3 protein-coding genes and 1 pseudogene are annotated in these 2,688 nt (G+C 60.5%); 3 read left to right on the forward strand and 1 reads right to left on the reverse strand.

Annotated features, from left to right (window positions below):
* Nucleotides 1-151: 151 nt before the first annotated feature.
* The gene (locus tag E6P78_RS32325; protein ID WP_136207178.1) at nt 152-613 is read left to right on the forward strand and encodes a hypothetical protein; all 462 of its coding nucleotides are present in this window, start codon (nt 152-154) and stop codon (nt 611-613) included.
* A gap of 108 nt (nt 614-721) precedes the next feature.
* On the opposite strand, the gene E6P78_RS32330 is transcribed toward E6P78_RS32325, so the two are convergent.
* Nucleotides 722-1,045 carry a hypothetical protein gene (locus E6P78_RS32330; RefSeq protein ID WP_136207179.1) on the reverse strand — a complete coding sequence of 108 codons (324 nt, stop codon included), beginning with the start codon at nt 1,043-1,045 and terminating at the stop codon, nt 722-724.
* Nucleotides 1,046-1,314: 269 nt separating this feature from the next.
* On the opposite strand from E6P78_RS32330, the gene E6P78_RS32335 reads away from it, so the two are divergent.
* Together E6P78_RS32335 and E6P78_RS33785 are read left to right on the forward strand one after the other, a co-directional pair.
* Nucleotides 1,315-1,827, forward strand: a complete 513-nt coding sequence (locus tag E6P78_RS32335) for a hypothetical protein (RefSeq protein WP_136207180.1) — start codon at nt 1,315-1,317, stop codon at nt 1,825-1,827.
* A 469-nt stretch (nt 1,828-2,296) separates the two neighbouring features.
* Nucleotides 2,297-2,566 (forward strand): annotated as a pseudogene (locus E6P78_RS33785) (hypothetical protein); the annotation flags it as partial.
* Nucleotides 2,567-2,688 lie beyond the last annotated feature (122 nt).

A 2,688-nucleotide genomic window follows, 5' to 3' on the forward strand; every position in this document is an offset into this window, starting at 1 on the left:
GCACTGGCCCCAGCCCACCCGAGACCCCGCCGACACAGTCACCGTTGCACCGCACTACAAGACTGCGCCGATCAGCCCACCGGCCAAGGCACCGCGCACTCAGCACCACTAAGTCACTGGTATTGGGCCTAGCCTCGGTGAGGCGGGCACGATGGCCGTCGGGTACACCGGCAAGGGCTTCCTTGCTCGGCTCGCGAAGGACTGGAAGCTGAAGCTGGACAAGCCTGTCGATCAGGAGATGCCCGACGGGAAGAAGAGGACGTATGTCCACGGGCGCGGCAGAAGTGGTACTACGGTTTCGGCCGGATACGCCGATCACGCGAACATGTCGTCTCTTGTGTGCAGGTCCGGCGCGAAGCAGTCCGACGGTCTTGGATTCCTTGCCGCCTGCACAGGGCTGGACGTGACAGGAATCGACCACGGCAAGGCATCGGCATGGCTCGAACAGGCGAAGAAGGAAACCGATTCCCTCTATAACAAGAGGGTTGCCGAGACCGGGATGAAAGAGGAGTACGTCGTCAGCGGGGCATTCACCGCGGGGCCCGTGGTGATGGTTCTGCACCGGGGGTACGACAGTTACTCGCTGAGGATTCTTGGAGGCGCGGTGGAATAGAGCGGCCGGCCGGTCGGACGTGGAGGGCGCTGCCGTTGTCGGCGGCGCCCTCCACTCCACGTACGAGCGGCCATGCTCCTGCAACGCCTGACGGCCGCCGCACGAAGGTCAGCAGATGAGTTCTGCGGTCTTTTTCTTGTACTCCTGCATTTCGCCCGCCTCATAACCTGCTTTTTTCAGGCTCTGCATCAGTGCCGCTGTGTCGCCGCACAGGAGGGGGATCTGCTGTTCGAGGTAGGACTTGACGCCTTCGGCAGGCAGTTGTTCCCAGGTCCGTTTGACATCTTGGTTCTTTTCATGGGTGTAGGAAAATTCGACCCATTCCTTCTCCCGATCGGTCAGATCGGACGTGTTGACAGACGTCCTGCTTCCCCCGCATGAGGCAACCAGGAAAGTGCATGCCGCCAGGAGGTATATGTGTGCTCTCTTCACAATGTTCTCTTCTATTGGGTTCCAGTAAGGTCAGAGTTGCCCGTTCTGAGGTATTTCCTCCCAAGTGCTGCGGATTTGGGCTCGTCGGTGGCGTCTGGTGATCTTGGTGACCCTGCGCCGCAATCAGTTCCTTGGGTGGCCGACGCGTCCTCAATGCCCTCGACGAGTGAACTCCCACAAGTTTGCTGGTCAGCATATGAGATCTCTCGGTCAACTGTCAGGTGCCTGCCTTAAAATGTGAGCGTATCTAACTCAAGGAATGAGGAATCATGCCTACTGCAAGACGTGCTCTCGCCCGCTTCGTCGCCCCGGCGGCAACCGCCCTTCTCGCGACGCTCGTTGCTGCCCCCGCAGCGTCGGCGATGCCTGCGGGGACCATAGTTGAGACCTGCGACAACATATGCATTGACGGGGTGCGCGCGGCCACCCATGACGGCTACGACCGTATCGTCTTCGACCTGGGAACGGGCACCCTGCCGCAGGTCTCCATCACCCAGAGCGCGAGCCCGGGGTATGGAATGCCGAGCGGCGAGACGAAGAACTTGGCTATCACCGGAAGTTCGTACCTGTTCGCGGAGTTTTCCCCGGCCCGAGCCGGAGACTACGCGGAGACAAACCCTGTGGTAAAACCCTTCTCCCTGCCCACCGTCAAGGGCGTCCAGTACCTGTACGAGCAGCATTCACAGCCCGGCTTCGGTATCAGCCTCAACGGCCCGATTTCCCGCTACAACGTCTTCACGCTGACGTCGCCGAACCGCGTGGTCATTGACATCTACCGATAGTCCCTGCCCTCCGGAACCATGTGAGGAAACGCTGGCGCGGAGTGCTGCGCTTGGAAGAAGCGGTCGTCCCGAAAATCTGGGCACCGCTTACCTATTATAGGTAACATGAAATTTTTTGTGACACTAGCGAAGGATCCCAATTCATCCCTGTGTTGCAAATAACTGACCGGCACCTGCGAGATGCCGCTCAGAGCAAGGCACGTAGATGTTCACAATGACATCGCATTCCCCAAAGATCTGAAAGCTCCTTCTGTCGAACAGGCGGGGCTTTCAGGTGTTTCGTTGCATATCGCCGAAAGGAATATTTGTGCATCGCCGACAGTCCAGACCGCGGGCGTCATGGGCAGCTGTCACAGCTGCCGTGATGTTCAGCGGGATGCTGGCCACCACCAGTGCCGGTGCGGTTCAAAATGAGCCGTCACCACCCGCATCGTCATTGGCCCCGTCCGTCGCCCCCCACCCGGGCGCCGTCCCTGAAGACGAGCGCGACGCGTTGCTTGGTCAGAAGTGGAAGTCTTCGCAGGACGTTGCCTGGACTACGAGCAGTGATGCGAACGGCTTCCACTTGCTGACTGCGGCTGGTTCGGGTGGCTACGCCTGGAAGAACCTCGCCACCCTCGCCGAACCTGGTTTCGACGCCGATTCCTGGATTGGCAACGCCTGCGTGACCGGTACCGGCCGCTACGCCGTTGTCGTCTACGCGCCGCGCACATTCACTAACAAGCCTGAGTTGACCTCGATTCTTCACGGGTGGCGTGAGCGTGTTCGGCTCGGTGGGGTGCCCGTAATGTCCTCGGCTGGTCGAGGGTGGGCCATCGCGTGACGCTGCGGGTGCGCCGGGTTCCACGGGTCCGGGGTGCT

The sequence above is a fragment of the Streptomyces sp. A0958 genome (assembly GCF_004795035.1).
GTDB lineage: Bacteria > Actinomycetota > Actinomycetes > Streptomycetales > Streptomycetaceae > Streptomyces.